Origin of the sequence: Sphingobium sp. OAS761 (assembly GCF_024168485.1) — a bacterium.
GTDB lineage: Bacteria > Pseudomonadota > Alphaproteobacteria > Sphingomonadales > Sphingomonadaceae > Sphingobium.
Genome location: NZ_JALJVY010000003.1, coordinates 156,716 through 178,859, shown reverse-complemented (window position 1 = coordinate 178,859; position 22,144 = coordinate 156,716). Strand labels below are relative to the sequence as shown.

Below are 22,144 nucleotides of genomic sequence, written 5' to 3'. Positions count from 1 at the left end.
GAGTTGAGACGCGCTGTTTTTGCGCCGTACCGATTCCGCCAATGGCTACACCGAGGAGACGAGACTTTGGCCAAGACCGCGATTTTGACGTTGCTGACCCTTTCCGCGCCGGTAGCGATCGCCACGTCCGCATTCGCCCAGCAGGCTCCGGCCGCCCAGACCCCAGCCGCCCAGACCCCGGTCGAGCAGGCGCCAGCCGAGGCTGATGCCGCTGCCGAGGCTTCGGCACCGGCCGAGGCGGCACCGGCGGCACGCGAGATGACGCCGGACGAGATTGCCGCCTTCAACCAGGCGGTGACCGATTTCACCGCCGGTCAGAGCGCACAGCAGGCGGGCGACAATGCCGGCGCCGTCGCCAAATATGACATGGCGATCCCGGCGATCCGCACCGCGGTGGAAGCCGATCCGTCGAAGATCGACAATGTCAATTTCCTTGCAAACGCGCTGTATGCCGATGCGGCGGCCTATGGCGCGCTGGGCCAGATGGACAAGGTGATCGCGCTGTATGACCAGTCGCTGCCCTATTGGCGCAAGGTGGTCGAAGCCAAGCCCGAGGATGCCGCCAGCCGCAATATCCTGGCCGGAATCCTGATCCAGCTGGGCAACCAGAAGCTGGGCAAGCAGGATACGGACGGCGCGGACCCCTATTATACCGAAGCGCTGGCCTTGGCGCGCACGTCGGTTTCGGCGCAGCCGGCCGATGCGGTCAGCAAGAATATCCTGTTGTCCGCTCTGATCGGCGCCAGCCAGACATCCATGGAGGAAGGATTGCGCGACGAAGCGATCACCATGGGCAAGGCAATGATGGCCGACGGCACGATCGACGCGACCAACAAGCCTTCGATAGCGGTGATGACCGGCGCCGGCGCCGGCTGATCATGACCTGGAAGGGGGCGGGGCCGTGACGGCGCCGCCCGCCTTCCCCGCCGCAGGGTGGCGCCTTCAGGCAGCGCTGACCTTGTCGGCGTAGAGCAGCCGTCCGGTGCCCAGCAGGCCCAGCAATTGCGGCACGATGTGCGGCGCGACCGCGAAGCATCCTTCGCTGCGTCCGCATTTCCCCCAGGTCGCGACATGATCTTCGGTCACATAGTCGGCGCCATGGACGACGATGGCGCGGGGTTCGGCATTGCAGTTTTGCGGGTCGAGGCCCATCAGCCGCATCGCCTGACCATGCTGGCCGAAATAGGATTCGCCGGTGCGAAAGGCACCGGCGCAGCTTGCCAGCGATTCGAACTCGTTGGAAAAGCGATGGACCCACCCGGAATGTTCCGGGTCCGATCCCCGGCCGTGCGCGACGAGATAGCTGAGCGCCTGCCCGTTCATCAGGTCGACCACATGCAACCGCAAATCCCGGGACGGGGCGTTGAAGTCCGCGATGGCGACCCGATCGCGCAGCGCGAAATCATGGGTGTCGAGCGCCGTCTTCGCCCGCTCCAGCAATGCGGCATAGGGTTTGAGCGGAGCAGCGCGCGGCATCGGCGGAACCGGAGGCGGCGTTGCGGGTTTTGCGTCGGGAATGTTCGACGGCGCGGCGCGGCCGATGCTGTCGGAGAGAAAGGTTAAAGCGAACCCGCCGAGCGCGAGCTTGGTAAAATTGCGGCGATCCATGCCGCCAATATAACAGGCGAAGGGCGCCGGTCCAAGACCAGCGCCCCTGTGGTCATTCCCCCGTTGTGCTCGCTTCACCTGCGGGCCGGCTCCCTTCGTCGCCGGCCGGCAGGCGCGACGTCATGCCGGATGCTTCGGCATCGTCCAGTATCTGCTGCTGTTCGGATACGGACGGGGGCGGCGCAACCGGAGTCGCGACGGCATTGTTGGCCGGCTCGGGCGGGGGCAGGGCATCGGGTTCCTGGACGATGACATTTTCCACCGGCGGTTCGACCATGTTGTTGACCGCGTGTGCATCCTCTTCCGGCGATTTGCCGCAGGCTGACAGAGCGAGCGCGCCAGAGAGGGCGATGAGGGCGATTTTGCGCATGGGCGTCAATCCTTCGAAGCGATGGTGGATGGCTTGGCCGGGTCGGCGCGATCCGACGAGGCCTCGATCTTCTGCGCCAGCAGCTTGTCCCAGCCATAGGGATCGGCGCGGAAACTGACCACCCCGTTGCTGCCGGCGAATGCGGTCCAGTAGAGCAGATAGACGGCGACCTGTTCGGGCAGGGACACACGCTGGGTCTTGCCGCTGTCGATCAGCGTCTGGATCTGGCCGTCAAGCTTGGGATCGCCCGCGACCATCAGTTCGGCCAGTTCGACCGGCTTCTGCAACCGCACGCAGCCATGGCTGGCAAGCCGGTCGTAGCTGGAAAATTTGCCGCGCGAGGGTGTGTCGTGCAGATAGACGGCAAAGGGATTGTTGAAATCGAACTTCAACCGCCCCAGCGCGCTGCCCGGCCCGGCCGGCTGCACGATGCGCTCGCCGCCCTCCGGCGTCTTGACGATCTTGTATCCTTGCTTGATCAGCGTCGCGCGCCCCTTGGGGAAGAGTTCGCGATTGGCGATCGACATCGGCACGTTCCAGGGCGGATTGACCACGATGGAATGGATGCTGGACGACAGCATCGGCGTCTGGTTGGTCGGGCTGCCCGTGACGGCCCGCATGGACGTGACCGGCTGATCGCCTTCGAACACGGTCAGCACGGCGGCGGCGATGTTCACCTGCACGCGGTTGATCGGCAGCGTGCGCGGCATCCAGCGCCAGCGTTCCATATTGGCCATGATCGCCGCGATCCGGTCTTCCACCGGCACATTGAGCGCGGTCAGCGTCCGCGCATCGAGCTGGCCGGTGGGGTTGAGCCCGTAGCGGCGCTGCGCTCGTTGCAGCACGTCCACGACCGGTTCGCCCGGCGTCACGGCAGGGTCCTCTATGCCCACGCGCCTGCGGATGGCGTCGGCCGATGCGCCGGACGCGAGCGTGGGCCAGCCGCCGGAATCGCGTATCCCTTCGTAGCGGATCAGCCCCTTTTGCAGATAGGCATAGCCGGTATAGGGCGGCGTCAGGCCGGCGGCCCATTGCGCCAGCCGGTCGTCGGCAACCGCCTGCGCCAGCGATGGGCGGGGGTTGAACGGATCGGGCCGCATCGCCCAGACCTCCAGGAAATCGGCGCCGTCGATCCGCCCGGTGCTGAGCGCGCGGGCGCGGTCCAGCAGGGCGCTGACCAGGGCTTCGCCGGACAAGGGCTTTGCCGGACGGCTGCGCGCCATCAGGCCCTGTTGCGTGCCGGTGCGCAGCCAGGCGTTGGCCCATTCCTCCTGCGCGGGCGACAGGGCGGGCACGGGGACGGGCGGCAGCGGCGCGGCCTGACCGGGCAGCGGCTGGACCATGCCCTCCGGCGGCAGGGTGGGCACGACCGCCGGGGGCGGCATTCCGGCGGCGGCGTCCTGCGCGAGCGCCGGCGCGGCGCCAAGGCCGAGCATGGCGAGCAGCGGGAAACGGATGTGGGATAGTGCGTTCATGGGCGACCAGATAGCCTAAAGCGGTACGGGTTGGAATCGGGATAGCGGAAAAGATCATGCTGCACGTTGTTCACCATCCCGCCTATGTCTCTCCTGCAACACAGGGCAGCGCGTTTCGTTTCGACAAATATGGCCTCGTCATGGAGGCGCTTCGCGAAAGCGGCGTGACGATGACGATCCACGCGCCCGATCCGATGCCCCGTCCCTGGCTGGAGGCGGTGCACGACCCCGATTATGTCGACGAGGTGCTGCGGTGCGCCGTGCCCCCGGCCAAGGAGCGGCGGATCGGCTTTGCCGTGACGCAGCGCGTGTCGCGCCGCGCGCAATTGTCGCCCGGCGGCACATGGGCGGCGGCGCGGCTGGCGCTGGTGCATGGCTATGCCGCCAACGCGGCGGGCGGCAGCCATCATGCGCTGGCCGATACCGGGGCCGGCTATTGCGTGTTCAACGACCTGGCGGTGGCGGCGCACCGGCTGATCGCGCAAGGGGATGCAAGCCGCATCCTGATCCTGGACCTCGACGTGCACCAAGGTGACGGAACCGCCGCGCTGACGGCGGGGCGCGCCGACATCTTCACCCTGTCGGTCCACGCCGAACGCAATTTCCCGGCGCGCAAGGCGCGTTCCAGCCTGGACATCGCGCTGCCCGACCGGGTCGAGGATGCCCCCTATCTCGCGATGCTGTCCGATACGCTGCCGCGCGTGCTGGACGATTTCGAGCCCGGCCTCATCCTCTATCAGGCCGGGGTCGATCCGCATATGGACGACCGGCTGGGCCGGCTAGCCCTGACCGACGCCGGGCTGGATGCGCGCGACCGGCTGGTGATGCGGCAGGCGCGGGTGCGGGGGGTGCCGATCGCCAGCACGATGGGGGGCGGCTATGGCGCGGACCGCATGGCCGTTGCCCGCCGCCACGCCGCCTGCATGATCCGGCTGGCGGAGGAGGCGGCTCGGTGCGGGTAGCCGCGCGGCGGCGCCTTTCCTCAGGGTTCGCCCCTGCTTTCCTGCATCCGCCGCTCGGCGAACCATTGTTCCAGCATCTTGGCGGTGCAGCCGGTAAAGCCGTTGGACCCGTTCACCGAACAGCTGCCCGGCAAGGTTGAACGCTGCACCTGCTCCATGGTCGCCACCTGGCTGCCCCATCCCGGTCCGCCCGAGGGCGCGGGCTTTTCGCGCAGCTTCTTGGGGATGCGGTAGCGTTCGGATTCCGGACGGCGGGCGCAGACGACGATTTCGTCGCCCTGCCCCTGCGGACATGGATCGTCGCCATAGACCAGCAGGTTGATGATCCGTTCGGGTGGCGGTTGCGCCTGCGCCAGGGCGGGGGCCGGCGCGAGCCCGGCGAGCAAAAGGGAAATCATGACGTGGCGCCGCATCGGTCCTGGTCCTTCATACCCCTGTAGCCTGTGCCGGGGCGGCCCAATGCCCCGGCGGTTCATGCGTTCAGACGGCGCGGCACGGCGCCGGCCGTCATTGCTGCGGCGGCGAGGTATCGTCCTGCTGCGCCGCCGCTTCGTCCGCCTTCGCGGCGGCGGCTTCCTCCGCCTTCACCCGTGCCTCGATCGCCTCGCTGTCGGCGTCGATGGTGGACAGGCGCTTGGCGCGTTCGGCCGCGACCAGATCCTTCCAGCTCGCATTGTCGGCGGCCTGCCGTTCGGCCTTGGCCAGGCGGGCAAGCTGCGCGAAGCAGCCGGTCGCGCCGCCCGAGCCGGACGGCGAGCAGCTTTCGGTGCCGGACCGGCCTACATATTCCATCGACCGCACCCGCTCTCCCCACGCCTGGTTGCTGGGCTTGTTGGGATCGCCGCGCAACGGTTCTGGGATGCGATAGCGTTCGTCCTCGCCCTTGCGCGCGCACACCACGATCTCGTTCCCCTGGCTCTGCGGGCAGGCGTCGTCGCCATAGACGATGACCAGGTTCACCTTTTCGGACTCGCCGGTGCTGGCGGCGGGGGGTGCGCTGTCCTGCTGCGCCAGCGCGGGCGCCCCCATCAACAGCAGTGCGGCGATCATCGGGGTCTTCCTCATCGGTCGGTCCTTTTCAGATGCGCTTCGACAGCGCGATGGCGGCACGACAGCCCAAACGGATGGCGCCGGACAATAGGGGATAGGCCGGAGCCTGCTGCGCGCCATGGGCGATGGCGGTTTCGCGATGCTCGACCTCCTCCGCCTGAAAATCCGCGATGGCGGCGGACAGTTCCGGATCGTCGGCACCCAATGCATCGAGCTGTTCGGCATAATGGCGGTCGATCTCGGTCTCGATCGCGGCGGTGCAGGCCATTGCGGCACGTGGCCCCATCGCCGCCGTCACCGCGCCCAGCGCGAAACCCGCCACGTTCCAGACCGGCGCCAGCAACGTGGGCCGCACGCCGCGCCGGGCGATCATCGCATCGAACGCTTCGCGATGCCGTTCCTCCTGCGCCGCCATGCCGGCGATCACCCGGCCATGGGGATGGCGGTCGCCCATCACCGCGCGCTGCCCTGCATAGATGCGGGTCGCGCCGAATTCCCCCGCCTGATCGACGCGCAGCATCGACGCGCGGTCCCGCGCGCTGGAGCCCTTGCCCGGGCGCGGGAAATCATGCGGTGCGCTCATGCCGTCCTCGCCTTTGCCAGCAGGCCCAAGATGGCGAGCGCGGCGACGCCCGACAAGAGGCCGTTATAGCCCGCCATGGAAATGCCCATCAGGCTCCACGGCGCGACGTCGCAGCGGGTGATGGGGCTCGCCATGATCTGCGCCAATATGTCGCCGCCCCCTGTCGGAGTGGTGGAACAGGCGGTCAACCCTTCCCACCAGCCATATTCGACCCCGGCGTGGAACAGGCCGATGCCGCCGCCCACGCCGATGGCAAGGCCGGCCAGTCCGGCGAACAGCGCGCTCCAGCAGGGGCGCGCGCGCAACGCATAGGCGATCAGGGCCGGCGGGATGGCCGCCATATGGGCATAACGCTGCCACCAGCACATCTCGCACGGGTGCAGGCCGCCGACATATTGAAAGGCATAGGCGCCACCCAGCATGAACAGCGGGGTGAGCAGCGCGATCGCGCGGGCAAGGGCGAGGGGGCGGGCGTTCATGCCGTGGGTTTAGACGCTCGTGCGCCTTTCGTCATGCTGAACCTGCCGCGGCCGGCGCGTCGCAAGGCGATTATTTCGCGCCCGGCCTGCGCCCGGCCTGCGCCTGCGCGACCGCGGCGCCCGGCGTGCCCGCCAGCCGCGAAATCGTCCGCAGCGCATAATCCATCTGGAAATCCTCGATGCCCTGCTTCTTGAGATCCTCGGCGCTCATGGCGAAGCGCGGATCGTCCTTCACATCCTCCTCCAGCGCGGCGTCGTCGGTCTTGATCTCGTTGATCAGGTGACGGCGCAGGTCGCTTTCGCGGAATTTGGGCCGGTTCTTGTAGTCGGGATCGGACAGTTGCGGCACGCGGATGTCGGGCTGGATGCCGCCTTCCTGCACGCTGCGACCCGAGGGCGTGTAGTAGCGCGCGGTCGTCAGCTTGAGCGCGGTCGTGTTGCTGAGCGGCAGCATGGTCTGCACGCTGCCCTTGCCGAAGCTGCGTTCGCCCATGACCAGCGCGCGATGCTGGTCCTGTAACGCGCCCGCGACGATTTCCGATGCCGATGCGGACCCGGCGTCGACCAGCACGATGACCGGCAGGCCCTTCGCGTCGTCGCCGGGCTTGGCATAATAGCGTTCCACATCGCCCTTTTGCCGGCCGCGCTGCGACACGATCTCGCCACGTTCCAGGAAGGTGTCGCTGACCGTTACCGCTTCGTCCAGCAGGCCGCCGGGGTTGGAGCGCAGGTCGAGCACATAGCCGGTGGGCTTGTGGCCCAAGCTCTTGTCGATGCTGCGGATCGCCTGCCGCACGTCCGCGCCGGTATTGGCGGAGAAGCTGACGATGGTGATGACGCCGATATTCTTCTTCACTTCCCATTTGACGGGCTTGAGCTGGATGATCTCGCGCGTCAGGGTCAGGTCGATCGGTTTGTCGCGGCCCGGCCGCACGATGGTGATCTTGATCGCCGTGCCGGGCGCGCCGCGCATCTTGTCCACCGCCTCGTCCAGCGTGCCGCCGTAGATGAGCTGGCCGTCCAGATGGGTGATATAGTCGCCGGCCTTGATCCCCGCGCGCCAGGCCGGGGTGTCCTGCGTCGGTGCGATCACCTTGACCGCGCCATCCTCCTGCGTGACCGAAAGGCCCAGGCCGCCGTAGCTGCCCTCCGTCTGGGTGCGCAGATTCTGGAAGTCGCGTGCATCGAGGAAGCTCGAATGCGGGTCGAGGCTGGCGAGCATGCCGTCGATCGCGCCCTTGATCAGCTTTTCGTCGTCGACCTTCTCGACATAGTCGCTGCGGACCTTCTGGAACACGTCCATGAACTCGTCGAGCGCCTTGTAGCTCGACGCTTCCCCGTCGGCGAGCGCGGCGGTGGTGGCAGGAATGAGCGCAAGCGCCCCGAGCGCGACCGCGCCCTGGAGGAAGGTGGATTTCATGGCTGTCCTAGGAATTCGCATCGATGCCCCGATATACGCCGATTCGCGCCGCAACGCAAAAGCGCGCTTCGACCAGCGTCGTCCCTGACCGATGAGCGTCGGGTTAATGGGCGGGGGCGGCCTGCCACGCCAAGGGCGGCCGGGACCCGCCCGGCCGTGCCGTCACCAGATGATGCGCCTGTCGATGCCTATCCCAGCCCGACCAGTGGCACGATGTCCACCGGCCGCCCGTTGCGGCGCAGTTCGACGGTGATGTTCGGGCGCTCGGCGCCGGTGATACCGACCGGATCGCCCTGCCGCACGGTGTCGCCGACATTCACGGTGACACGGTGCAGGCCGGTGATCAGCGTGGTCCAGCCCTGACCATGGTCGATGATGAGGATCTGGCCGTAATCGCGATAGGGGCCGGCGAAGGCGACGCGGCCGGCGGTCGGCGCGATCGCCTGCGCGTCCGGCTGCGTCACCAGCGTCAGGCCGCGCGATCGCACGCCGCTGTCGTTCACCTCGCCCATGCCGGTCACGAGCTGGCCGATGACGGGCAGGCGATAGGGGGGCGGGCCGCTGTCGGCGACCGCGCGCTCCGGTGCGGCGGCGCCCGCCCGTTCGGGGCGGGCGGGCCGGATCAGCGGGCCGGACAGGGCCGCCAGCCGATCGCGCAGGTCACCCGCTTCCTCCAGCCGGTCCATCAGGTCGACAATGTCGCGCGCCCGTTCGCCCAGCGCCAGCGCACGGTCGCTTTCCAGCCCCGCATTGGCGCGATAGTCGCGCGCGTCGAGGCGCTTGCGCGATTCCAGCGCCGCCAGTTCGGTCTGCTGCCGCTTGCGATCGTCCTGTGCCTGCGCCAGCGCATCGGCGGCCTGCTGCGCGATCGCGCGCAGCCTGCGGCTTTCGGCCAGTTCCGCGCGCAGCCCCGCCGTGCGCTGTTCGATCACCGGCAGCACCTGGCCCAGCACGGCGCGCATGTGGACCGCGTCGGTGACGCTGCCCGGCTGCACCAGGGCGAGCGCGACCGGCCGCCGCGCCATCATCTGAAGCGCGGCGGTCAGCCGGACGACCGGTTCCTGCTTTTCGGCCAGCCGCGCCGCCTGCGCCCGTTGGCGGCGCGCGACGATGGCGATGCGTGCCCGCGCGGCCGCGATGTCCGCTTCGGCCTGCTGGATGCGGGCGGCGACGGCGGCGGCGCGACGGCGCGCCTGCTCCGCTTCGTCGCGCGCCGCGCCCGCCTGCTGCTCCAGCCGCTCGGACCGGGCGCGCGCCTCGACCGACTGGCGCCGCGCATCCTTGAGCGCCTGCTGCTCCTGCGCCAGCGTCGTGCCCGCCGTTCCCTGCAGGATGATCGCATCGCCATCCGCCGCGGGCAGGCGCGTGGCCGCAAGGGCCATCAGCCCCGCCAGTCCGCCCGCAATGAGGATGTCGCGTTTCACCTGCCGTCCCGCCCGTTTCCAAGCCTGCCTAGGCAAAAAGGCCGAGCGATTCTAGCCTTCGCGATGATAGGGGTGCCCCGCCAGGATCGAGCAGGCGCGCCAGAGTTGTTCCGCCAGCATCGCGCGGGCCATCATGTGGGGCCAGGTCATGGCGCCGAAGGCGATCAGCAGGTCGGCATTGGCCCGCTCGGTATCATCGAATCCGTCCGCCGCGCCGATCAGGAAGCGGCATTCGCGCGTACCCGCGTCGCGCCAGCCTTCGATCCGGCGGGCAAAGTCCATCGACCCGAGCTGCTTGCCCTTTTCATCCAGCATGACCGTGACCGCGCCGGGACCGACGGGCGGCAATTTGCCGCCCCGGTCGGGCAGTTCGGTCACCCTGAACGGCATGGTCAGCCGCTTGGCATAGCGGTCGACAAGGTCGGCTTCGGGCGAGCGCCCGATCTTGCCGCGCGCGATGATGTGGAGGAGCATGGCGCCTCCCCTAGCCCGTCATCGCGCCCCTGTCGAAGGGGCCGGTCCGGACTGCGGCGTCAGGCGGTCCCGGCCACCGGCGCGTCGACGAAGCCCCACATCCGTTCCAGATTGTAGAAGCTGCGCACTTCGGGCTTGAACAGGTGGACGATCACGTCGCCCGCGTCGATCAGCACCCAGTCGGCGACCGGAAGGCCTTCGACCCGCGCGGAACGGCCCGTTTCCTTCTTGATCCTTTCGGCCAGATGCTGGGCCATGGCCGCGACCTGACGCGACGAACGGCCGCTCGCGATCACCATGTGATCGGCGATGCTGCTCTTGCCTTCCAGGGGGATGGAGATGGTTTCCTGCGCCTGGTCGTCGTCGAGCGACTGCATGACAAGGGCGTGCAGGGCGGCCACGGAATCGGCGCCGGGCACCGTATCGTTGGCAGGGGCGAGGTTAGTCAAACATACTCCAATCTAGACGATATACCGGCGCGTGAGCGGATCGCGCACACGCGTTGCTTCATATTCGCGATGCCAGAGGGGGTCTGCCTGCCGCAGCAGGGTTGCCGATCTTGGATCAGGGCGAAAGCGCAATAGCACGAGCGCCGGCACTCTCCAATTCGTCCAGTCTGCACTCTGGCGCGCGGGCCGGACGAAGCGCCGCAGCCAGTTCATGGCCGCAGAGCCACGAGCATCGTCATCATAGCCCGGTCGGGCGATGACGGCAATGGGCATCTGTCGCGCGATGCCGCGCCAGTCCTTCCATTGGCCGAACTGGGCCAGATTGTCGGCTCCCATAAGCCAGATGAACCGGTTGCGGGGGTAGCGCGCGCGGATCGCGCGCAATGTGTCGACGGTGTAGCGCGTGCCCAGTTGCGCCTCTATCGCGGTCGCGCGAATCGGGGCGCGGCGCGCGACCCTTTGCGCGCGGGCGACCCGCGCGGCGAGCGGCGCCATGCCGCGTGCGGGTTTCAGCGGATTGCCCGGCGACACCAGCCACCACAGCTCGTCCAGGGCCAGCGCCTTCGCGGCGAACAGGGAAATGGCGCGATGCCCGCCATGCGCCGGATTGAAAGAGCCACCCAGCAGACCGATCTTCTTCATCGCCATGCCATGCCAGCCGCCGCGCGGCGCGGCAATGGGCCGGCCTCAGGCGGCCGGCGCAGGGCCCCGCTTTTCCATCAGCTTCGCGGCGATCAGTCCGGCGGCGACCAGCGCGACGAAATCGCTGAAGGCCAGATAGAGGATATATCCCCAGGGCGCATGGTTGAACACGGCCTGCCCGACATGCAGCCACAGCACTGCGGCCAGCGCAAACAGCAGGGTGGCGCGCACCCGCGCCGCCAGCCCGCCGGCCACGAAGCCGAGCGCCAGCGCGATGATGATCCCCACGGCCAGCGCCAGGATCAGCCCGCCGATCAGCGCCGCGCCGTCGGTCACCGGAAATCCGCTGCTGTTATAGAAGATCTGCGCCACCGGACCCTTGCCGAACAGCACGGTCCCTTCCGCGGTCGAGGGGTCGGGAATGAAATAGACCCCGGTGCCGCCGGGGGTCAGCGCCTGCGCCATTGCCGCCTGCAAATTGGCGCTGGCCTGTCCGTCCGCACGGCTGAGCGCCAGCGCGCTGAGCGGCGTGCCCCAGAACAGGAAGCCGATGATGAACATGGCGAAACCGCCGAGCAGTCCGCCGATCAGGGTCCGAACCATGATGCCTCCCCATTTGGAATATCGGGGCCTTAACGCGGCAGGGCCGGATTCTTTCCCGGCCGCAAAGGTCAATCCCTGGGCCGCGCCGCCTTTTCCGCGATGCCCGACACGCCTTCGCGCCGGTCCAGTTCGTCCAGCACCGTGGCGAACGGAATATCCATGTCGGCCAGCAGCAGCAGCAGGTGGAAGATCAGGTCCGCGCTTTCGCCGATCGCGCCCGCCCGGTCGTCCGCCATGGCGGCGATCACCGCCTCCACGGCTTCCTCGCCGACCTTCTGCGCGATCTTGGCCCGGCCCTTCGCCGACAGCTTCGCCACATAGGAGGCCGCAGGGTCCGCGCCGCGCCGGGCGCGAATGGTCTGTTCCAGCCTGTCGAGTGTTTCGCGCATCGCTATTCCCCCGTCACCGGCACCCGCACCGGTACGCCCGCCGCCGCCAGCGCGGCATGGGCCTCGCTGATGCTATGTTGCCCGAAATGGAAGATGCTGGCCGCCAGCACTGCGCTCGCATGGCCCTTCACCACGCCTTCGACCAGATGATCGAGCGTGCCCACGCCGCCGCTGGCGATCACCGGCACCGCCACCGCATCGGCGATGGCGCGGGTCAGCGCCAGGTCATAGCCCTTTTTCGTGCCGTCCCCGTCCATCGAGGTGACCAGCAATTCGCCCGCGCCCAGTTCGGCAAGGCGCATCGCATGCTCCAGCGCGTCGATCCCGGTCGGCTTGCGGCCGCCATGAGTGAAGATTTCCCAGCGGCCTTCGCCGACCCGCCGCGCGTCCACCGATCCCACGATGCACTGCGCGCCGAAGCGGTCGGCGATGTCGGCAACCAGTTCGGGCCGGGCGACCGCCGCGCTGTTGACCGCGACCTTGTCCGCGCCGGCCAGCAGCAGCGCGCGCGCATCCTCCGCGCTGCGCACGCCGCCGCCCACGGTCACCGGCATGAAGCAGACTTCCGCGGTGCGGCGCACCACGTCCAGGATGGTCCCGCGCGCCTCATGGGTCGCCGTGATGTCCAGGAAGCACAGTTCGTCCGCGCCCGCCGCGTCGTATAGCTTCGCCTGTTCGACCGGATCGCCCGCATCGCGCAGGTCGACGAAATTGACGCCCTTCACAACGCGCCCGTCGGCGACGTCCAGGCAGGGAATGACGCGGGTGCGGACGGTCATGCCATGGTCCCTCAGGCCGCCGCCTGCGCCACGGCCAGCGCGGTTTTCAGGTCCAGGCGGCCGTCATAGAGGGCGCGGCCGGTGATGACGCCCTCTATCCCCTCGTCCGCGTGCAGGCTGAGAATGCGGATGTCGGCAATGCCCGCCACGCCGCCGCTGGCGATCACGGGAATGTCGGTCGCCCGCGCGAGGTCGACGGTCGCGTCTATGTTGCAGCCCTTGAGCAGCCCGTCGCGGCCGACATCGGTGAAGAGCAGGCTGGCGACGCCCGCATCCTCGAACCGGCGGGCGAGGTCGATGACCGGCATGTCGCTCTTTTCCGCCCAGCCGTCGGTCGCGACGAAGCCGTCGCGTGCATCGACCGCGACGACGATGCCGCCGGGAAAGTCGCGCGCAGCCGCCTTGACGAAGGCGGGGTCCTTGAGCGCCGCCGTGCCGATGACGATGCGCGACACGCCAAGGTCGAACCAGCGTTCCACCGCTTCGCGGTTGCGGATGCCCCCGCCCAGCTGGACATGGCCGGGGAAGGCCTCGACAATGGACTCGACCGCCTGCGCGTTGACGGCGCGACCTGCAAAGCTGCCGTCCAGATCGACGACGTGCAGATGCTGCGCGCCGGCCTGGGCGAAGATCAGGGCCTGTGCCGCGGGGTCGTCGCCATAGACGGTGGCGCGGTCCATGTCGCCTTCGGCCAGGCGCACGACCTGCCCTTCTTTCAGGTCGATGGCGGGAAAGACGATCAGGGACATGGCGACACCTTTGCGGACGGACGGATCAGGGCCGCCAGTCGAGAAAACGGGACAGGAAGGCAAGGCCGTAGCGCTGGCTCTTTTCCGGGTGGAACTGGCAGCCGATGATGGTGTCGCGCGCGACCGCCGCGACCAGCGGGCCGCCATGGGTCGTCGTCGCGGCGATATGGGCGGGTTCGGCGGCATCGAAATGATAGCTGTGCAGGAAATAGGCCTCGCCCGCCTCCAGCAGGGGCGGCGCGCCCTCCAGCGCGACATCGTTCCAGCCCATGTGCGGCACCTTGATCGCGGGATCGGCAGGTTCGATCAAACGGACGGTGCCGGGAATCCATCCCAGCCCGTCATGCCGGCCGAATTCCTCCCCCGCGTCGGCGAGCAACTGCATCCCAACGCACACGCCCAGAAAGGGCGTGCCACGGCCGTTCACCGCCTCGCCCATCGCATCGACCATGCCGGGGATCGCCACCAGCGCGTCGCGGCACGCGCGAAAGGCGCCCACGCCCGGCAGCACGATGCGGTCGGCCCGCCGCACCCTGTCGGCATCGGCGGTGATGGTCACGTCGTCCGCGCCCGCCTTGCGCAGCGCATTATGCACCGAATGGAGATTGCCCGCGCCATAGTCGATAAGGGCGATCCCGGTCACAGCATCCCCTTGGTCGACGGAATGGCGTCAGCCTTGCGCGGGTCGATCTCCACTGCCTGCCGCAGCGCGCGGGCCAGCCCCTTGAACGCGCTTTCGACAATATGGTGATTGTTGCCGCCATACAGATTTTCGATGTGCAGCGTGATGCCGGCCGACTGGGCGAAGCTGTGGAAGAAATGTTCGACCATCTCCGCGTCCCATTCGCCGATCTTCTCCACCGTGAAGGGCAGTTTGCATACCAGCCAGGGGCGGCCCGAAATGTCGAGCGCGACGCGGGTCAGCGTTTCGTCCATCGGCGAATAGACGCTGCCGTAGCGGGAAATGCCGCGCTTGTCGCCCAGTGCCCTGGCCAGCGCCTCACCGATCGCGATCGCCGTGTCCTCGGTAGTGTGATGCTGGTCGACATGCAGATCACCCACCGTCCTGACGTCCATGTCGATCAGCGAATGGCGCGACAGCTGTTCGATCATGTGATCCAGGAAACCGATGCCGGTCGACACGGTGTAGAGGCCCGTTCCGTCCAGGTTGACGGTGACGTCGATCTTGGTTTCCGCCGTGTTGCGGTGAATCTCGGCCGTGCGCATGGCCGCCCTATAGCGCGTCGCGCCCATCATGCAATCGCGCCATGCAAAGTGCCGGGCGGGGTTGACCGCCTGTTTCGTGCCGTTAGGACATGGGGATCATGAGCGACGACCTGCCCGACAGCCTGATTCCCTATGACGAAATCGTGCAGGAAGCCCTGCGTGCCGTTGTCGGCCGCGTGCTGGGGGAGGTGCAGGAGACCGGTGGCCTGCCGGGCACGCATCATTTCTACATCACCTTCAAGACTCAGGCGCCGGGCGTGGACATCCCCCGGCACCTGATCGAACGCTTCCCGGACGAGATGACCGTCGTCCTCCAGAACAAATTCTGGGACCTGAAGGTCAGCGACCATCATTTCGAGGTCAGCCTGACCTTCAACCAGGTGGCCGCGCACCTTGTCATTCCCTTCAGCGCCATCACCGCCTTCGTCGATCCGGCGGTCAATTTCGCGCTGCAATTCCAGGTGCAGTCGGACATCGATCCCGAACCCCATGACGCGGCCGAAAACGATGCGCCGACCGTCGTGGCCGAGGACGGGTCCAACGTCGTGACCGTGGATTTCGGGAAGAAGAAATAGGGGCGTTGGCGTCCCGGCCCGCTTAAGCGTCCACCAAGCTGAGCACCGCGCCCCTTGGACGGGCGTTTTCCCGTCCTAGATGGTAGGCACCCCGTCAGGACCGGAGATAGCCGATGCCCGCCACCCGCACCGAAACCGACAGCATCGGACCGATCGCCGTTCCGGCCGACGCCTATTGGGGGGCGCAGACGCAGCGCAGTATCGAGAATTTCCCGTTCGGCGCGACGGAGAGAATGCCGATCGGCATCATCCATGCCCTTGCCATCGTGAAGCAGGCGGCGGCCCGGGTGAACCGGCGCCACGGGCTGGACCCCGCCATCGCCGATGCGATCGAGGCCGCCGCCGCCGAGGTGATCGACGGGCGCCACGACGACCAGTTCCCGCTGGTCATCTGGCAGACTGGCAGCGGCACCCAGTCGAACATGAACGTCAATGAGGTGATCGCGGGACGCGCCAATGAAATGCTGACCGGCACCCGCGGCGGCAAGGCGCCGGTGCATCCCAACGACCATGTGAACTTCGGCCAGTCGTCGAACGACAGCTTCCCCACCGCCATGCACGTCGCCGCCGCGCTGGCGGCGCAAAGACATCTGCTGCCCGCGCTCGAACGGCTGGAAGGCGCGCTGCTGGACAAGGCGAAGGCGTGGAGCCACATAGTGAAGATCGGCCGCACCCATTTGCAGGACGCGACGCCGCTGACGCTGGGCCAGGAATTTTCCGGCTATTATGCGCAGGTCCGCCTGGCCCGCACGCGCACCATGCCGCTGGTCGAGCATGGGCTGTCGCGGCTGGCGCAGGGCGGCACGGCGGTCGGCACAGGGCTCAACGCGCCCGAAGGTTTCGCGCGCGACGTCGCGGCCGAGATCGCGGCCATTGCCGGCTTTCCCTTCGAAACCGCGCCCAACAAGTTCGAGGCGCTGGCCAGCCACGACACGCTGGTCGATTTTTCCGGGCGGCTGAACAGCATCGCCGTCGCGCTGACGAAGATCGCCAACGACATCCGCCTGCTCGGCAGCGGGCCGCGCTCGGGGCTGGGCGAACTGGACCTGCCCGCCAACGAGCCGGGCAGTTCGATCATGCCGGGCAAGGTCAACCCCACCCAGTGCGAGATGCTCACGATGGTCGCGGCCCAGGTCATCGGCAATCACCAGGCGGTGACGGTGGGCGGGATGCAGGGGCAGATGGAACTCAATGTCTTCAAGCCGCTGATCGGCGCGGCCGTGCTGCGGTCCATCCATCTGCTGAGCGTGGGCATGGACAGTTTCGCACAGCGCTGCGTCGAGGGGTTGCGGGCGAACGAGGATCGCATCGCCGAACTGGTCGACCGATCGCTGATGCTGGTCACGGCGCTGGCGCCGGAAATCGGCTACGACAATGCGGCGAAGATCGCCAAGCATGCCCATGCGACCGGCAGCACGCTGAAGGAAGCGGGACTGGAACTGGGTCTGGTCGACGCAGCGACGTTCGACCGCCTGGTGCGGCCTGAAAATATGGTGTGATGCTGGCGGAACCGGCGCGCGCGCGATACATTAACCCTCTATGAAGACGAAAAAGCCCCAGCCCGCCACGCCGTTGAGCACGGTGTTTCCGCCCAAGAAGGCGGGTTTGCTGCGCAAGACGGCCCGCGTCGGCGCGACGCTGGTCGCCACCCGCGTCGCGGCTCAGACCGGCAAGAAGGGTGTGTTCGGCCTGCTGGCCGGCATGGGCGCCAAGCGGTTGATCATGCGCTATCCGGCCGGCGCGCTGATGGTGACGGGCGCCTATATGGCGGGCAAGCTTTACGAGGCGAAACGCGAGGTCGACCGCCGCAAGGCGCAGAAGCTGCTGACCGACCGGACGGCGAAGCCGATTCCGATCGAAAGCGCGCGCAAGGCGGGCAAGCGCTAGAACGATCTACAGTCGACCTTTCAGGGTCGACGGTTCGGGACATGGGGCGTTCGAACAGCGGCGCTGTTCGCCCGATGCTTTGCCCGATGTGAAAAGACTTTAGCCGCCGCCCAGCACGTTGATGGTGAAGGCCAGCACGCCGAGGTTGAACAGGAAGGCCGCGAAGCAGTGCAGGATGACCGTGCGCCGCATGGTCCTTGCCTGTATCGCCACATCCGATGTCTGGAACGTCATGCCCAGCGTGAAGGCGAAATAAATGAAATCCCAGTAGCCCGGTTCCTCGTCGCCGGGAAAGTCGAGCCCGCCGCTGTCGGCGCCCCGCCCGTCGGACAGGTAGAAAAGATGCGCATAATGCATGGCGTAGACGAGGTTCGAGAATAGCCAGGCAAGGACCAGCGTGGCCAGCAACAGCGCGATGGCGAGGCCGTCGGGCCCGCCGCGCTGCGTGACGGCCACGCCCACCGTCACGAGCACGACCAGGCTGACGACGCCGGTCAGCAGCAGCATCAGCCCCCGGTTGGCATCATTGGCCGCCGCCTTCGCCCGCATCGCCGCAGGATCGGCCCGCAGCAGCGGAACGGTCGCCACCAGGAAGGCCAGCGCGGCGAGATCGAACCCCGCCATCACCGCCTCGTGCCACACCATCGCCAGCGACAGCGGCGCGATGCCGCCGAGCAGCAGCAGGAACATGCCGTAACGCCAGGGGAAGATGGCGGACGCGCGCATCATGCCACCCCAAGGGGCATCGCCGATGGCGGCAGGTCTATCACAGCACCGCCGCGATCAAGCCCATCGCCTGCGCCTCCGTCGCTTCGAGATACCAGTTTTCAGGGGCCTTTTGCAGCAGTTCCTCCATCGTCACCTGCGACCCCAGGATGAGGTTCTGGAAACCCTCATTCTGGATGGCGATGGACGATTCTATCTCGTTGAGATTGGCTTTGAGCGTCGCGATACAGGTTGAAAGCGGCCCGGAAAGCTGAATCGTCTTGGTGATCAGGCGTTCATGGATCATCAGGCGCGTGCCGCGCGTGACATAGCGGTTTTCGGCCGCAAAGAAGCTCATGAAGGTCGCGCCGGCCGAATAGACCGCCGTCTTGCCCAGGAAGACCAGCCGGCGGGCCGGATAGAGATCGGAATGAAAGCGTATATCCTCCCCCATCATCCGCGCGATTTCCGGATCGCCGCCCAGGGTGGAAATTTCCACCACCACCAGCCCCTGTTGCGGCGCGGTGCCCAGGCAATTGCGGAAATGGAGATACATGCCATGGTCCACGATGCCCGAAAGGGTGATCGCGGGAAATTCGAAATCCTTGGATGTCAGCAGCGGTGCGGTCATGAAGCGTCTTCCGATAGGGGGTGTCGGGCTGCACTACGCGCGGCCCGCAAAAAGGTGCCGTGCTTTTCAACTGGCGCCCGTCGCCACAGGCTGTAAAGAACAGATCATGACCAACGGGCTGCGGGCATGATCGCCAAACTCAAGGGACGACTGGACAGCACCGGCATCGACCATGCGGTGATCGATGTCGGCGGCGTGGGCTATCTCGTCGGCGCTTCGTCGCGGACGCTGGCGGCGCTGGGCGCGGTAGGCGAAGCGGTGACGATCCACACCGAAATGCTGGTGGCGGAGGATTCCATCCGCCTCGTCGGCTTCGCCCGGGCCGAGGAGCGCGACTGGTTCCGCCTGCTGACCCATGTGCAGGGCGTCGGGTCGCGCGTGGCGCTGGCCATATTGTCGGCGCTGGAGCCGGCCGAACTGCATCGCGCCGTCGCCACCGGCGACAAGGCGATGGTGGCGCGCGCGAACGGCGTCGGACCGAAGCTGGCGCAGCGCATCGTCAACGAATTGAAGGACAAGATCGGTGCGGCGCCCGCCGCCGGTCCGTTGGGGACGGGCGGGCCGGTGCCGCTTCCCGTCGGCAGCCTGAGCGCGGATGCGCTGTCCGCGCTTCAGAATCTGGGGTTCAAACCCGCCGAGGCGAGCAGCGCCGTTGCCGCCGCCGAGGCGGAACTGGGCGAAGGCGCCAGCCTTGACGCGATGGTGCGGCTGGCGCTGCGGAAGGCGGCGAAGTGAACGAGGACGACCGTCTGTTGACCCCCGCGCGCCGGCCGGAGGATGTCGATGCCGCGCTGCGTCCCAAATCGCTCGACGAATTTGTCGGACAGCAGGCCGCGCGCGAGAACCTGCGCATCTTCATCCAGGCGGCGCGGTCGCGCGGCGACGCGCTGGACCATGTCCTGTTTTTCGGACCGCCGGGCCTTGGCAAGACCACGCTGGCGCAGATCGTCGCCAAGGAAATGGGCGTGGGTTTTCGCGCCACGTCCGGACCGGTCATCGCCAAGTCGGGCGACCTGGCCGCGCTGCTCACCAATCTGGACGAGGGCGACGTATTGTTCGTCGACGAGATACATCGCCTCAACCCGGCGGTGGAGGAAGTGCTGTATCCCGCGATGGAGGACCGGGCGCTCGACCTGATGATCGGGGAGGGACCTTCGGCCCGGTCGGTGCGGATCGACCTGCCGCGGTTCACGCTGGTCGGCGCGACCACACGGCAGGGGTTGCTGACGACCCCGCTGCGCGACCGGTTCGGCATTCCGGTGCGGTTGCAATTCTACACGGTCGACGAACTGGAACTGGTCGTACGGCGCGCCGCGCGGTTGCTGGACCTGGCGATCACGCCGGACGGGGCGACGGAAATCGCACGCCGGTCGCGGGGCACGCCTCGCATCGCCGGGCGTCTGCTGCGCCGCGTGCGCGACTTTGCCAATGTGGCGGGTGCGCCGACCGTGGATCGCAAGGTCGCCGACACGGCGCTGCTCCGGCTGGAGGTCGACCATCTGGGTCTCGACCTGATGGACCGGCGTTATCTGATGATGATCGCCGACATCTACCGCGGCGGGCCGGTGGGTGTCGAAACGCTGGCGGCCGGGCTGTCGGAAGCGCGCGACACGCTGGAGGAAGTGGTCGAACCCTATCTGATCCAGCTTGGCCTGATCGCACGAACCGCGCGCGGGCGGTGCCTGAACGGGCCGGGTTGGAAGCATCTGGGCCTCAATCCGCCGGCAGGATCGCAGGACGGGCTGTTCGACTGACGCATAGCAGCGGAAAAGCATGGCCGTTACGGCGCGGCGCCGTTATAGGCTCTTGCGATGGTCAGGCGCGCGACAGACGCGCCGAACGCAACAGGAGTCGAGCCTTTGAGGGCGATCGAGAAATTTCCCAACCTGGTCACTATGTTCTTCGCGCGCGCCAAGGAGCGCGGCGATGCCCCCTTTCTGTGGCATAAGGCCGCCGGCGCGTGGCACGCGCAGAGCTGGACCGAGGTCGCAAGGCAGGTTGCCGCGCTGGCCGCCGCGCTGAAGGCGCAGGGGTTGAAGCCGGGCGATCCGGTGATGCTGGTCAGCGAGAACCGACCCGAATTCTGCATCGCCGACCTGGCGATCATGGCGGCGGGCTGTATCACCGTGCCCACCTACACCACCAACACGACGCGCGATCATCAGCATATCCTGACCGATAGCGGCGCCCGCGCCGTGATCGTATCCACGGCCAAGCTGGCCGCGACGCTGATGCCGGCGGTCGTCCGGTCGCAGGCGAGCTTCGTCATCGGCATGGAACCGCTGCGCGCCGCGCAGGGGGAAGGCGCCAGCCACATGTGGGCCGACCTGATCGCTGCCCATGCGGACGATCCGGCCGCCGACGTCGACATATGCGCCGCGGCGCAAACCGCGACGCGCGACGACCAGGCGTGCATCATCTATACCAGCGGGACCGGCGGCGCGCCGCGCGGGGTGATGCAGCATCATGGCGCGATCCTCCAGAATTGCGAGGGTGCGGGCCGGATCGTGGCGGAGGATTTCGGTTGGGGCGACGAGGTGTTCCTGTCGTTCCTGCCGCTGTCCCATGCCTATGAACATAGCGGCGGGCAGTTCCTGCCCATTCTGCTGGGCGGCCAGATCTATTATGCCGAGGGGCTGGAAAAGCTGGCCGGCAATATCGAGGAGGCGCGCCCCACCATCATGGTGGTCGTCCCCCGCCTGTTCGAGGTGCTGCGCACGCGGATCATCAAGTCGATCGAGAAGCAGGGCAAGTTCCCGGCCTATCTGCTGGGCCAGGCGCTGCGGATCGCGGCGAAGGAGCAGGCGGGCAGGGGATCGATCCTCGACCTGCCGATGAAAGCGCTGCTGTCGCGCACGCTGATCCCCAAGGTCCGCGCGCGTTTCGGCGGGCGGATGAAGGCTTTGGTATCGGGCGGGGCGCCGCTCAACCCCGATGTGGGTCTGTTCTTCCAGGCCATGGGGCTGACGCTGCTGCAAGGCTATGGCCAGACCGAGGCCGGGCCGGTCATCAGCTGCAACCGCCCGGCGGCCGGCATCGCGATGGACACGGTCGGCCCACCGCTGGAGGGCGTGGAGGTGAAGATCGCCCACGACGGCGAGATCCTGGTGCGGGGCGAACTGGTCATGCACGGTTACTGGCGCAATCCGACCGAGACGGAAAAGGCGCTGAAGGACGGCTGGCTGCACACAGGGGACATCGGTGAATTCGACGCCAGGGGCCGCATCCGCATCACCGACCGGAAGAAGGATCTGATCGTCAACGACAAGGGCGACAATGTGTCACCGCAGAAGGTGGAGGGGATGCTGACCCTGCAACCGGAAATCGGGCAGGCGATGGTGCATGGCGACCGGCGCCCCTATCTGGTCGGCCTGATCGTGCCGGACGCCGAATGGACGCGCGACTGGGCGACGTCGCAAGGGGTGGCGGTGGACGCCGCGCCGGCCGACCCGCGCTATCATGCCGCGCTCAGGGCGGCGGTCGACCGGGTGAACGCCGACCTGTCGGTGCTGGAACGGGTCCGGCGCTTCATCCTGGCCGACGAGCCCTTCACGATCGACAATGCCGAGATGACGCCGTCCATGAAAATCCGCCGGCACGTCATCCGTCAGCGCTATGCCGAGCGGCTGGACGCGCTGTACAAGGCGTGATCCGGGCGCGGGG

Annotated in this window: 28 protein-coding genes; 8 read left to right on the top strand and 20 right to left on the bottom strand. The window is 67.6% G+C overall.

Annotation, left to right across the window (positions count from 1 at the left end):
• Window positions 1-66: 66 nt before the first annotated feature.
• Window positions 67-876, top strand: a complete 810-nt coding sequence (locus tag J3E64_RS05335) for a hypothetical protein (protein ID WP_253340649.1) — start codon at window positions 67-69, stop codon at window positions 874-876.
• 66 nt (window positions 877-942) lie between these two features.
• Here the strand turns inward: J3E64_RS05335 and J3E64_RS05330 are convergent, their stop codons facing one another.
• Genes J3E64_RS05330 through J3E64_RS05320 form a run of 3 tightly spaced genes read right to left on the bottom strand, consistent with a single transcriptional unit; the run spans window position 943 to window position 3,453 of the window.
• Entirely contained in the window at window positions 943-1,608 is a 666-nt protein-coding gene (locus tag J3E64_RS05330) for a murein L,D-transpeptidase catalytic domain-containing protein (protein ID WP_253340647.1), read from the bottom strand.
• 52 nt (window positions 1,609-1,660) lie between these two features.
• Window positions 1,661-1,978 carry a hypothetical protein gene (locus tag J3E64_RS05325; RefSeq protein ID WP_253340645.1) on the bottom strand — a complete coding sequence of 106 codons (318 nt, stop codon included), beginning with the start codon at window positions 1,976-1,978 and terminating at the stop codon, window positions 1,661-1,663.
• A gap of 5 nt (window positions 1,979-1,983) precedes the next feature.
• Window positions 1,984-3,453, bottom strand: a complete 1,470-nt coding sequence (locus J3E64_RS05320) for a L,D-transpeptidase family protein (RefSeq protein ID WP_253340643.1) — start codon at window positions 3,451-3,453, stop codon at window positions 1,984-1,986.
• A gap of 56 nt (window positions 3,454-3,509) precedes the next feature.
• Here J3E64_RS05320 and J3E64_RS05315 point away from each other — a divergent pair, with 56 nt between their 5' ends.
• Entirely contained in the window at window positions 3,510-4,415 is a 906-nt protein-coding gene (locus J3E64_RS05315; RefSeq protein ID WP_253340635.1) for a histone deacetylase, read from the top strand.
• Window positions 4,416-4,435: 20 nt separating this feature from the next.
• On the opposite strand, the gene J3E64_RS05310 is transcribed toward J3E64_RS05315, so the two are convergent.
• The 15 genes from J3E64_RS05310 to hisB all read right to left on the bottom strand — a co-directional run bounded on the left by J3E64_RS05310 (window position 4,436) and on the right by hisB (window position 14,683).
• The gene (locus J3E64_RS05310) at window positions 4,436-4,828 is read right to left on the bottom strand and encodes a hypothetical protein (protein ID WP_253340633.1); all 393 of its coding nucleotides are present in this window, start codon (window positions 4,826-4,828) and stop codon (window positions 4,436-4,438) included.
• Between the two features lie 94 nt (window positions 4,829-4,922).
• Window positions 4,923-5,480 carry a hypothetical protein gene (locus J3E64_RS05305; RefSeq protein ID WP_253340631.1) on the bottom strand — a complete coding sequence of 186 codons (558 nt, stop codon included), beginning with the start codon at window positions 5,478-5,480 and terminating at the stop codon, window positions 4,923-4,925.
• Between the two features lie 13 nt (window positions 5,481-5,493).
• A complete protein-coding gene (locus tag J3E64_RS05300) occupies window positions 5,494-6,048 on the bottom strand; it encodes a demethoxyubiquinone hydroxylase family protein (RefSeq protein ID WP_253340629.1) in 555 nt (184 codons plus the stop codon).
• On the bottom strand, window positions 6,045-6,527 hold the full coding sequence (locus J3E64_RS05295; protein WP_253340627.1) for a disulfide bond formation protein B: 483 nt from the start codon (window positions 6,525-6,527) through the stop codon (window positions 6,045-6,047). Before J3E64_RS05295 ends, J3E64_RS05300 begins: the two co-directional genes overlap by 4 nt.
• A 70-nt stretch (window positions 6,528-6,597) precedes the next feature.
• Window positions 6,598-7,947, bottom strand: coding sequence for a S41 family peptidase (locus J3E64_RS05290; protein ID WP_253340625.1), 1,350 nt, complete (start codon window positions 7,945-7,947; stop codon window positions 6,598-6,600).
• Window positions 7,948-8,135: 188 nt separating this feature from the next.
• A complete protein-coding gene (locus J3E64_RS05285; RefSeq protein ID WP_253340623.1) occupies window positions 8,136-9,371 on the bottom strand; it encodes a peptidoglycan DD-metalloendopeptidase family protein in 1,236 nt (411 codons plus the stop codon).
• A 51-nt stretch (window positions 9,372-9,422) separates the two neighbouring features.
• On the bottom strand, window positions 9,423-9,845 hold the full coding sequence (locus J3E64_RS05280; RefSeq protein WP_253340621.1) for a 23S rRNA (pseudouridine(1915)-N(3))-methyltransferase RlmH: 423 nt from the start codon (window positions 9,843-9,845) through the stop codon (window positions 9,423-9,425).
• Between the two features lie 59 nt (window positions 9,846-9,904).
• The gene (gene rsfS, locus J3E64_RS05275) at window positions 9,905-10,294 is read right to left on the bottom strand and encodes a ribosome silencing factor (RefSeq protein WP_253340619.1); all 390 of its coding nucleotides are present in this window, start codon (window positions 10,292-10,294) and stop codon (window positions 9,905-9,907) included.
• A gap of 12 nt (window positions 10,295-10,306) precedes the next feature.
• On the bottom strand, window positions 10,307-10,942 hold the full coding sequence (locus tag J3E64_RS05270; RefSeq protein WP_301287135.1) for a nicotinate-nucleotide adenylyltransferase: 636 nt from the start codon (window positions 10,940-10,942) through the stop codon (window positions 10,307-10,309).
• Window positions 10,943-10,981: 39 nt separating this feature from the next.
• A complete protein-coding gene (locus tag J3E64_RS05265) occupies window positions 10,982-11,539 on the bottom strand; it encodes a hypothetical protein (RefSeq protein ID WP_253340615.1) in 558 nt (185 codons plus the stop codon).
• 68 nt (window positions 11,540-11,607) lie between these two features.
• Window positions 11,608-11,928, bottom strand: coding sequence for a phosphoribosyl-ATP diphosphatase (locus tag J3E64_RS05260; protein WP_253340613.1), 321 nt, complete (start codon window positions 11,926-11,928; stop codon window positions 11,608-11,610).
• Between the two features lie 2 nt (window positions 11,929-11,930).
• Complete coding sequence (hisF, locus tag J3E64_RS05255) at window positions 11,931-12,707, bottom strand: imidazole glycerol phosphate synthase subunit HisF (protein WP_253340611.1); 777 nt, start codon at window positions 12,705-12,707, stop codon at window positions 11,931-11,933.
• Window positions 12,708-12,718: 11 nt separating this feature from the next.
• Window positions 12,719-13,456, bottom strand: coding sequence for a 1-(5-phosphoribosyl)-5-[(5-phosphoribosylamino)methylideneamino]imidazole-4-carboxamide isomerase (gene hisA / locus J3E64_RS05250; protein WP_253340609.1), 738 nt, complete (start codon window positions 13,454-13,456; stop codon window positions 12,719-12,721).
• A gap of 25 nt (window positions 13,457-13,481) precedes the next feature.
• On the bottom strand, window positions 13,482-14,099 hold the full coding sequence (gene hisH, locus J3E64_RS05245) for an imidazole glycerol phosphate synthase subunit HisH (RefSeq protein WP_253340607.1): 618 nt from the start codon (window positions 14,097-14,099) through the stop codon (window positions 13,482-13,484).
• Entirely contained in the window at window positions 14,096-14,683 is a 588-nt protein-coding gene (gene hisB, locus J3E64_RS05240; RefSeq protein ID WP_253341007.1) for an imidazoleglycerol-phosphate dehydratase HisB, read from the bottom strand. The genes hisH and hisB overlap by 4 nt, the downstream gene beginning before the upstream one ends.
• A 98-nt stretch (window positions 14,684-14,781) precedes the next feature.
• Here hisB and J3E64_RS05235 point away from each other — a divergent pair, with 98 nt between their 5' ends.
• The 3 genes from J3E64_RS05235 (at window position 14,782) to J3E64_RS05225 (ending at window position 17,145) form a co-directional block, all read left to right on the top strand.
• On the top strand, window positions 14,782-15,258 hold the full coding sequence (locus J3E64_RS05235; RefSeq protein WP_253340605.1) for an SspB family protein: 477 nt from the start codon (window positions 14,782-14,784) through the stop codon (window positions 15,256-15,258).
• 113 nt (window positions 15,259-15,371) lie between these two features.
• A complete protein-coding gene (gene fumC / locus J3E64_RS05230; RefSeq protein WP_253340603.1) occupies window positions 15,372-16,757 on the top strand; it encodes a class II fumarate hydratase in 1,386 nt (461 codons plus the stop codon).
• 40 nt (window positions 16,758-16,797) lie between these two features.
• Window positions 16,798-17,145, top strand: a complete 348-nt coding sequence (locus J3E64_RS05225) for a hypothetical protein (RefSeq protein ID WP_253340595.1) — start codon at window positions 16,798-16,800, stop codon at window positions 17,143-17,145.
• A gap of 99 nt (window positions 17,146-17,244) precedes the next feature.
• Here the strand turns inward: J3E64_RS05225 and J3E64_RS05220 are convergent, their stop codons facing one another.
• Entirely contained in the window at window positions 17,245-17,871 is a 627-nt protein-coding gene (locus tag J3E64_RS05220; RefSeq protein WP_253341005.1) for a DUF1345 domain-containing protein, read from the bottom strand.
• 40 nt (window positions 17,872-17,911) lie between these two features.
• Window positions 17,912-18,481 (bottom strand): peptidase S14, encoded by a 570-nt coding sequence (locus J3E64_RS05215; protein WP_253340593.1) that lies wholly within the window; start codon window positions 18,479-18,481, stop codon window positions 17,912-17,914.
• 126 nt (window positions 18,482-18,607) lie between these two features.
• Here J3E64_RS05215 and ruvA point away from each other — a divergent pair, with 126 nt between their 5' ends.
• From ruvA to J3E64_RS05200, 3 genes are all read left to right on the top strand, one after another.
• The gene (ruvA, locus tag J3E64_RS05210; RefSeq protein WP_253340590.1) at window positions 18,608-19,216 is read left to right on the top strand and encodes a Holliday junction branch migration protein RuvA; all 609 of its coding nucleotides are present in this window, start codon (window positions 18,608-18,610) and stop codon (window positions 19,214-19,216) included.
• Window positions 19,213-20,235 carry a Holliday junction branch migration DNA helicase RuvB gene (gene ruvB, locus J3E64_RS05205; RefSeq protein ID WP_253340582.1) on the top strand — a complete coding sequence of 341 codons (1,023 nt, stop codon included), beginning with the start codon at window positions 19,213-19,215 and terminating at the stop codon, window positions 20,233-20,235. The genes ruvA and ruvB overlap by 4 nt, the downstream gene beginning before the upstream one ends.
• Window positions 20,236-20,376: 141 nt before the next feature.
• The gene (locus tag J3E64_RS05200) at window positions 20,377-22,131 is read left to right on the top strand and encodes a long-chain fatty acid--CoA ligase (protein ID WP_253341003.1); all 1,755 of its coding nucleotides are present in this window, start codon (window positions 20,377-20,379) and stop codon (window positions 22,129-22,131) included.
• The last annotated feature ends 13 nt before the right edge of the window (window positions 22,132-22,144 follow it).

Excerpts from the sequence above, each read along its gene's own strand:
- J3E64_RS05295 (WP_253340627.1), bottom strand. The coding sequence starts at position 6,527 with ATGAACGCCCGCCCCCTCGCCCTTGCCCGCGCGATCGCGCTGCTCACC.
- hisA (WP_253340609.1), bottom strand. The coding sequence starts at position 13,456 with ATGTCCCTGATCGTCTTTCCCGCCATCGACCTGAAAGAAGGGCAGGTC.
- J3E64_RS05220 (WP_253341005.1), bottom strand. The coding sequence starts at position 17,871 with ATGCGCGCGTCCGCCATCTTCCCCTGGCGTTACGGCATGTTCCTGCTG.
- J3E64_RS05325 (WP_253340645.1), bottom strand. The coding sequence starts at position 1,978 with ATGCGCAAAATCGCCCTCATCGCCCTCTCTGGCGCGCTCGCTCTGTCA.
- hisF (WP_253340611.1), bottom strand. The coding sequence starts at position 12,707 with ATGACCGTCCGCACCCGCGTCATTCCCTGCCTGGACGTCGCCGACGGG.
- J3E64_RS05200 (WP_253341003.1), top strand. The coding sequence starts at position 20,377 with ATGTTCTTCGCGCGCGCCAAGGAGCGCGGCGATGCCCCCTTTCTGTGG.
- ruvA (WP_253340590.1), top strand. The coding sequence starts at position 18,608 with ATGATCGCCAAACTCAAGGGACGACTGGACAGCACCGGCATCGACCAT.
- J3E64_RS05305 (WP_253340631.1), bottom strand. The coding sequence starts at position 5,480 with ATGAGGAAGACCCCGATGATCGCCGCACTGCTGTTGATGGGGGCGCCC.
- J3E64_RS05290 (WP_253340625.1), bottom strand. The coding sequence starts at position 7,947 with ATGAAATCCACCTTCCTCCAGGGCGCGGTCGCGCTCGGGGCGCTTGCG.
- hisB (WP_253341007.1), bottom strand. The coding sequence starts at position 14,683 with ATGCGCACGGCCGAGATTCACCGCAACACGGCGGAAACCAAGATCGAC.
- J3E64_RS05260 (WP_253340613.1), bottom strand. The coding sequence starts at position 11,928 with ATGCGCGAAACACTCGACAGGCTGGAACAGACCATTCGCGCCCGGCGC.
- J3E64_RS05310 (WP_253340633.1), bottom strand. The coding sequence starts at position 4,828 with ATGCGGCGCCACGTCATGATTTCCCTTTTGCTCGCCGGGCTCGCGCCG.
- J3E64_RS05270 (WP_301287135.1), bottom strand. The coding sequence starts at position 10,942 with ATGGCGATGAAGAAGATCGGTCTGCTGGGTGGCTCTTTCAATCCGGCG.
- J3E64_RS05235 (WP_253340605.1), top strand. The coding sequence starts at position 14,782 with ATGAGCGACGACCTGCCCGACAGCCTGATTCCCTATGACGAAATCGTG.
- J3E64_RS05265 (WP_253340615.1), bottom strand. The coding sequence starts at position 11,539 with ATGGTTCGGACCCTGATCGGCGGACTGCTCGGCGGTTTCGCCATGTTC.
- J3E64_RS05320 (WP_253340643.1), bottom strand. The coding sequence starts at position 3,453 with ATGAACGCACTATCCCACATCCGTTTCCCGCTGCTCGCCATGCTCGGC.
- J3E64_RS05280 (WP_253340621.1), bottom strand. The coding sequence starts at position 9,845 with ATGCTCCTCCACATCATCGCGCGCGGCAAGATCGGGCGCTCGCCCGAA.
- J3E64_RS05215 (WP_253340593.1), bottom strand. The coding sequence starts at position 18,481 with ATGACCGCACCGCTGCTGACATCCAAGGATTTCGAATTTCCCGCGATC.
- J3E64_RS05300 (WP_253340629.1), bottom strand. The coding sequence starts at position 6,048 with ATGAGCGCACCGCATGATTTCCCGCGCCCGGGCAAGGGCTCCAGCGCG.
- fumC (WP_253340603.1), top strand. The coding sequence starts at position 15,372 with ATGCCCGCCACCCGCACCGAAACCGACAGCATCGGACCGATCGCCGTT.
- J3E64_RS05330 (WP_253340647.1), bottom strand. The coding sequence starts at position 1,608 with ATGGATCGCCGCAATTTTACCAAGCTCGCGCTCGGCGGGTTCGCTTTA.
- J3E64_RS05225 (WP_253340595.1), top strand. The coding sequence starts at position 16,798 with ATGAAGACGAAAAAGCCCCAGCCCGCCACGCCGTTGAGCACGGTGTTT.
- J3E64_RS05315 (WP_253340635.1), top strand. The coding sequence starts at position 3,510 with ATGCTGCACGTTGTTCACCATCCCGCCTATGTCTCTCCTGCAACACAG.